This window comes from Serratia sp. (in: enterobacteria) (assembly GCF_046715635.1).
Classification (GTDB): domain Bacteria; phylum Pseudomonadota; class Gammaproteobacteria; order Enterobacterales; family Enterobacteriaceae; genus Chania.
Genome location: NZ_JBKJYW010000074.1, coordinates 1 through 6632, shown reverse-complemented (window position 1 = coordinate 6632; position 6632 = coordinate 1). Strand labels below are relative to the sequence as shown.

7 protein-coding genes are annotated in these 6632 nt (G+C 54.2%); 2 read left to right on the top strand and 5 right to left on the bottom strand.

Going from position 1 to position 6632, the window contains the following annotated elements; all coding sequences use genetic code 11:
- The 3 genes from rpoD to rpsU form a co-directional block, all read right to left on the bottom strand.
- The coding region (rpoD, locus tag ACLQ7H_RS03590; RefSeq protein WP_411751483.1) for an RNA polymerase sigma factor RpoD at positions 1 to 1391 on the bottom strand (1391 nt) is incomplete at its 3' end.
- 157 nt (positions 1392 to 1548) lie between these two features.
- A complete protein-coding gene (gene dnaG / locus ACLQ7H_RS03585) occupies positions 1549 to 3297 on the bottom strand; it encodes a DNA primase (RefSeq protein ID WP_411751482.1) in 1749 nt (582 codons plus the stop codon).
- A gap of 136 nt (positions 3298 to 3433) precedes the next feature.
- Positions 3434 to 3649: a 30S ribosomal protein S21 gene (gene rpsU, locus ACLQ7H_RS03580; protein WP_001144069.1), complete on the bottom strand. Its 216-nt coding sequence runs from the start codon at positions 3647 to 3649 to the stop codon at positions 3434 to 3436.
- Positions 3650 to 3973: 324 nt separating this feature from the next.
- On the opposite strand from rpsU, the gene tsaD reads away from it, so the two are divergent.
- Positions 3974 to 4987, top strand: coding sequence for a tRNA (adenosine(37)-N6)-threonylcarbamoyltransferase complex transferase subunit TsaD (tsaD, locus tag ACLQ7H_RS03575; protein WP_411751481.1), 1014 nt, complete (start codon positions 3974 to 3976; stop codon positions 4985 to 4987).
- A 30-nt stretch (positions 4988 to 5017) separates the two neighbouring features.
- Here the strand turns inward: tsaD and ACLQ7H_RS03570 are convergent, their stop codons facing one another.
- Positions 5018 to 5380 (bottom strand): efflux RND transporter permease subunit, encoded by a 363-nt coding sequence (locus tag ACLQ7H_RS03570; RefSeq protein WP_411751480.1) that lies wholly within the window; start codon positions 5378 to 5380, stop codon positions 5018 to 5020.
- Entirely contained in the window at positions 5377 to 6024 is a 648-nt protein-coding gene (gene plsY / locus ACLQ7H_RS03565; RefSeq protein WP_411751479.1) for a glycerol-3-phosphate 1-O-acyltransferase PlsY, read from the bottom strand. Before plsY ends, ACLQ7H_RS03570 begins: the two co-directional genes overlap by 4 nt.
- A gap of 107 nt (positions 6025 to 6131) precedes the next feature.
- Between plsY and folB the strand changes: the two genes are divergently transcribed.
- Positions 6132 to 6494, top strand: a complete 363-nt coding sequence (gene folB / locus ACLQ7H_RS03560) for a bifunctional dihydroneopterin aldolase/7,8-dihydroneopterin epimerase (protein ID WP_411751484.1) — start codon at positions 6132 to 6134, stop codon at positions 6492 to 6494.
- Positions 6495 to 6632: the final 138 nt, after the last annotated feature.

The window sequence follows — 6632 nt, the reverse complement described above, 5'->3', positions numbered from 1 at the left end:
CGGTTGAGCTTGTTGATCGTCTCGATCATGTGCACCGGAATACGGATGGTGCGGGCCTGGTCGGCGATCGAGCGAGTGATCGCCTGACGGATCCACCAGGTGGCATAAGTCGAGAACTTGTAACCACGACGGTATTCGAACTTGTCCACCGCCTTCATCAGGCCGATGTTGCCCTCTTGAATGAGGTCGAGGAACTGCAGGCCGCGGTTGGTGTACTTCTTGGCGATCGAGATCACCAGACGCAAGTTGGCTTCAACCATCTCTTTCTTCGCGCGGCGGGCTTTCGCTTCACCGATCGACATACGACGGTTGATGTCTTTCACCTGCTCGATGGTCAGGCCGGTTTCTTCTTCGATCTGACGCAGTTTTTGCAGGCTGCGCTGAACATCTTCATTAACGTCTTTCAGCTTCTCTGACCATGGTTTACCCATTGCCAGTGCCGCTGCGAACCAGGTGTCGCTGGTTTCGTTGCCGGCGAACAGAGTGACGAAGTTTTTCTTCGGCATTTTGCACTGCTCAACGCACAGCTTCATGATGATACGTTCTTGCGTACGAACGCGATCCATCATGGTACGCATGCTGTTGACCAGGAAGTCGAACTGTTTTGGCACCAGGCGGAACTGCTTGAACACTTCAGACAGCTTCAGGATCTCTTCTGCTGCGCTGGCGTGGCTGCGGCCGTTCTTTTTGATAACCAGACGAGTGGCTTCGTACTGATCGCGCAGATCGGTAAACTTCTGGCGCGCCAGTTCTGGATCGATGCTGTTGTCGTCTTCAGCTTCGTCTTCTTCGTCTTCGTCTTTTTCGTCGTCGTCCTGCTCTTCGGTGGTTAATTCAGAACCGATGTGCGTAGCGGTAGGGGCGATGTCCTCTTCCGCGTTAGGATCGACGAAGCCGGTGATCAGATCGGACAGGCGTGCTTCGCCAGCCTCGACGCGATCGTACTGCTCCAGCAGATAGGTGATGGCTTCAGGGTACTCAGCAACCGAGCACTGCACCTGGTTGATGCCGTCTTCGATACGCTTGGCGATGTCGATTTCGCCTTCACGCGTCAGCAATTCAACGGTACCCATTTCACGCATGTACATGCGCACTGGGTCAGTGGTACGCCCGATTTCAGATTCTACGCTGGACAGCACCTGAGCGGCAGCTTCTTCCGCATCTTCGTCTGTGCTGTTGGTGTTTTCAGCCAGCAGCAGGTCATCGGCGTCCGGTGCTTCTTCCATCACCTGGATGCCCATGTCGTTAATCATCTGGATGATGTCTTCGATCTGATCGGAGTCGACGATATCTTCCGGCAGATGGTCATTGACCTCAGCATAGGTCAGATAGCCTTGCTCCTTACCACGTTGGACAAGAAGTTTAAGCTGTGACTGCGGGTTTTGCTCCATAAGACGGTATCCACACTTCAGAGTATTTGGGTTGGTGTCGGTCGGCGAAACCGCCAACAATAGCATTTGGGGCGTTTTTGTTGTCGCCGCGGCCCACTGTGGCGGCATATTGCAGGGCTCAGCCCTCGCATTTATCGGCACTTAAGCCGTTTGGTATTCAGTCTTTCTTCGCTAATGCCAGCTGTAATGACCAGAGTTCCTTGCGTTCGTCTGCATTCAGGCCATGAGTTCTGTCACGAGCGATCAAATCTTCCTGACGTTTTTCCAGCACTGAGTCATAGAGATTCGTCAGAGTATCTAAAAAGTGTTGCTCAACTTGTTCCTCAACGATCATATGGTTCCATGTCGCCAAGGTTTCAAGCTGCTGGCTCAATTTGTTATCACGGTACAGTTCCAGCAACTGGCCGGTAGTCAGGCCCGGCTGCGCTAAACAGGTCTGCACCAGTTCAACAAATAGCGGTAAACCCGCCTGTTTAGTCTGCTCGAGCCCTTCCAAGGAAGGGATAAGTGTAGCCAAACGCGGATTTTGCACCAGTAATCCTATCAGTATACGCATGGTTGTGCGTTTTAGCTGGGGCGCCTGATAAGTATTCGCATTTTCCGCCTGTTTGGGCATCAGCTTGTCGAGCTGGCTATCGTCCAGCAGGCCCAGCTTGCTGCCTAGCTGTTGGCGCAGGTACAGACGTAAGGTCTCACCCGGCACCTGAGTGATCAGCGGTAGCGCCAAGGTACTCAGTTTGGCGCGGCCATCCGGGCTGCTCAGGTCGACCTGTGGCATCAACGTTTCGAACAGGAAAGTGGAAAGCGGCTGCGCCTGCTCCATTCGCTGTTCGAAGGCGTCTTTGCCTTCTTTACGGACCAGGGTGTCCGGGTCTTCACCCTCTGGCAAAAACATAAACCGTAACTGACGCCCATCGTTGAGATAGGGCAGTGCGGTTTCCAACGCGCGCCAGGCGGCTTCACGGCCAGCCCTGTCGCCGTCGTAACAGCAGACAACGTTATCGGTGGCGCGGAACAGCAGCTGAATATGTTCAGCCGTTGTCGAGGTTCCGAGTGAGGCAACGGCATAATCAATGCCATATTGCGCTAACGCCACCACGTCCATATAGCCTTCAACCACCAGCAAACGCTGCGGATTGGCGTGGCTCTGCTGTGCTTCATACAGGCCGTACAACTGACGGCCCTTGTGGAATACTTCGGTTTCCGGCGAGTTCAGGTACTTGGGCATACCGTCACCCAGTACGCGTCCACCAAAGGCGATTACCCGCCCGCGTTTGTCGCGGATGGGGAACATCACACGGTCGCGGAAGCGATCGTAAGTGCGCCCTTGATCGTTAGTCACCAACATTCCGGCATCGTTCAGTGCTGCCCGGCTGTCGGTATCACGCCCGAAACGCTTTAACGCATTGTCCCAACCGGCAGGTGCAAAGCCGATGGCAAAATGGCGGATAACGTCGTCACTCAATCCGCGCTGTTGCAGGTAGTTGCGCGCCTGCGTACCGTTGGATTGATGCAGTGACTGTTGATAGAACGCGCTGAGCTGTTCCATCAGTTGATATAGGCTTTGACGTTGATGGCGTTCGATTGGCGTCGGTCCGGTGCCTGCCTCGTAAGGCACTTCCAGCCCGTGCATGGTGGCCAGTTCCTCGATGGTTTCGACAAACTCGAGTCTGTCGTAATTCATTAGGAAATCGACGGCGTTACCGTGCGCTCCACAACCAAAACAGTGATAAAACTGTTTGTCGCCATTAACGGTGAATGAAGGCGTTTTTTCGTGGTGGAACGGACAGCACGCGTGATAGTTCTTGCCCTGCTTTTTCAGCTTTACCCGGGCGTCGATCAGATCGACGATGTCGGTGCGAGCCAGCAAGTCATTGATAAATACACGCGGAATTCGTCCAGCCATAAGCCCCTGTTACGATTGCCTATAAACGAGAACAAGCCGCGCATTCCTTTCGGAAAGCACGGCCTTCGTATGCAACTACTCGGTCTGCGTGTTCTTGAAAAAGAAAAAATCACGCGGTGGGGTTACCCCCGAAGGATTAATACAGACGAGTGCGGCGTGCGTTTTCGCGAGCCAGTTTCTTCGCGTGGCGTTTTACTGCAGAAGCTTTAGCGCGTTTACGTTCGGTAGTCGGTTTTTCATAGAACTCACGACGACGAACTTCAGCCAAAACACCCGCTTTTTCGCAGGAACGCTTGAAACGACGCAGTGCAACGTCAAATGGCTCGTTTTCACGTACTTTAATTACCGGCATGTGCCTCTCACCTCAATAGAATTCGGTTTGCTGCTGGCCAAGCGCCAGCCTTTTCAAAATGGTGCGGAATTTTACTTCAATGGATGCTGCTTTGTAAAGCACCATAGCAAATTGAAACACGCCGCGTTCCGGCAAACTCGCGCAATTATGCATCGGCCGCCGATTATAGACTAATCAGAAAAAATTGCTCGTTTTTAATCACCCGGCGGGCAACCTTGTGAATCATCGACATAGCGCGCCATCGCGGCCAGCGTGCTGCAGGCAGGCGGTAAATGGCGTTGATTGTGATAAACTGGCGGCCGCACGTGAATGATGGGAAATGTAATGCGCGTATTGGGTATAGAAACGTCCTGCGATGAAACCGGTATTGCAGTGTATGACGATCAAGCCGGTTTGTTAGCCAATCAACTCTACAGCCAGGTGAAACTGCATGCCGATTACGGCGGCGTGGTGCCGGAGCTGGCTTCCCGCGATCACGTGCGCAAGACCGTGCCGCTGATCCAGGCCGCACTGAAAGAGGCGAACCTGAAGCCTAGCGATATCGATGGCGTAGCGTATACCGCCGGGCCGGGTTTGGTGGGCGCCTTGTTGGTAGGGGCAACCATTGGCCGCGCGCTGGCGTTTGCCTGGGGCGTGCCTGCGGTGCCGGTGCATCATATGGAAGGCCACTTGCTGGCACCGATGCTGGAAGACAACCCACCGGAGTTTCCGTTTGTGGCGCTGTTAGTGTCTGGTGGCCATACCCAACTGATCAGCGTGACCGGAATTGGTGAATATACCTTGCTGGGGGAGTCGGTTGACGACGCCGCTGGCGAAGCGTTCGACAAAACGGCCAAGCTGTTAGGGCTGGATTATCCCGGCGGGCCGATGCTGTCGAAAATGGCGCAGCAGGGCACTGAAGGGCGTTTTACCTTCCCACGCCCAATGACCGATCGCCCAGGGCTGGATTTCAGTTTCTCCGGCCTGAAGACCTTTGCGGCCAATACTATCCGCTCAAACGGTAACGACGATCAAACCCGTGCCGACATTGCCCGTGCTTTTGAAGATGCGGTGGTGGATACGCTGGCGATCAAATGCAAACGCGCGCTGGAGCAGACTGGGTTTAAACGCTTGGTGATGGCCGGTGGCGTCAGCGCCAACCGCACGTTGCGCAGCAAGCTGGCAGAGTTGATGAAAAAACGCGGTGGTGAAGTGTTCTATGCCCGCCCGGAATTCTGCACCGACAATGGGGCGATGATCGCCTATGCCGGGATGGTTCGGATGAAAAACGGGGGTAACCCGGAGTTGGGCGTGACCGTACGCCCACGTTGGCCGCTGGCAGAGCTGCCTGCGGTATAAAAGCCAAGGGCCGGGATCCCCGGCCCTTGATTATTCTTCCATGCAGCTGAAACCTGCAACCATCAGGAAGTTGTCGTTTGATTTTTCTACGCTTACCCCCTGCCGTTGCACTTCCTGTGGCAACTGTGACACCACCAGTTGCAGTGTGCTTTGCAACTGCATCAGAGTGGCATCAGGGTCGGTGCCAGAGGCGAATCCCAACTTAATCTCGTGGTTACTCGACGATTGATTGCTGAAGGACATGTATATTAGATTGTCCATGCTCTTAATATTCTGTTTGATAACCGGTATCACCGTATCCTGCAACGTTTTGGCGTCAACATCTGGATAGCGAACGCAGAACACAACATCGGGTGACATGTTGGCCGGAGATTGCTCGACAGGCAGTATCACGATTGATTTTCCTTTTCTTCCTTTTCCTGCTCCACAACACCGTCTTTCTTCTTGCGGAACTTACCCCAGATCTTCCCTTCCTGGCCGCGCCACAGGCGCTGGATATTGTCGTGATGGCGCATCAGGATCAGGCAGGAAAGCATCGCCACCGGGAAGGTAAACTGCGGTTTGAACCACCAGACGTAGAACGGCGCAATCAGCGCGCTGACGATCGCCCCGAGCGAGGAATAGCCGCTCAGCAGCACGGTCAGCAGCCAGGTGCCGGTCATCAGACCGGTGAGATCCCAGCCGATCGGCGCAATGGCACCGAACGCCGTTGCCACGCCTTTCCCGCCCCGGAAGTGGAAGAACACCGGGTAGATATGCCCAAGACAGGCGGCGATCGCCGTCAGGCCCAGATACAGCGGTGGAACGTTGAAGGCATAAGCCAACCAGACTGGCAGCATCCCTTTCAGAATATCGAACACCAACACCGTAGCCGCCGCCAGGCGGCCACCGATACGCAGGACGTTGGTCGCCCCTGGATTTCCCGATCCATGTTCACGCGGATCTGGCAGCCTGGCGATCCGGCAAACCAGGATCGCACTGGAAATTGAGCCACACAGATACGCGAAGATAATCATGCCAAGCGCGGTAGCACTCATAGCGCGGTTCCGTTTAATAATGGTCGTTTTACTCGCAACATCTATGGATAATACGCATATTCCGTCGGAAGTGGTATCCGGCAAGGCCAAAAACTGAGAATGACGTGATGGATATCGTATTTATTGAAGAGCTTAGCGTGATCACCACCATTGGCGTTTATGATTGGGAACAAACCATTCAGCAAAAGTTGGTGTTCGATATCGAAATGGCGTGGGACAACCGCCAGGCAGCCGCCAGCGATGATGTGAATGATTGCCTGAGCTATGCCGATATCAGCGAGGCGGTCATCCAGCATGTGCAACCCAATCGTTTTGCGTTGGTGGAGCGTGTGGCAGAGGAGGTTTCCGAAATTTTGCTTCGGCGCTTTAAATCTCCCTGGGTCCGTATTAAGGTCAGCAAGCCGGGTGCCGTTGCGCACGCCAGCCGGGTTGGGGTGATCATTGAACGCGGCCAGCGGCCAGCCCGATAAGTTGTCACCTTTATGCAACTAAAGACCGATATGCTGGTCTGTAACTAGAATTGTTTAAGCGGCAAGGTATTGAACATTGCCGCTTTTTTGTGCTTGTACCTTTAATAGCGTTAAATTTGAAATGGGGTAGTGGTCTGA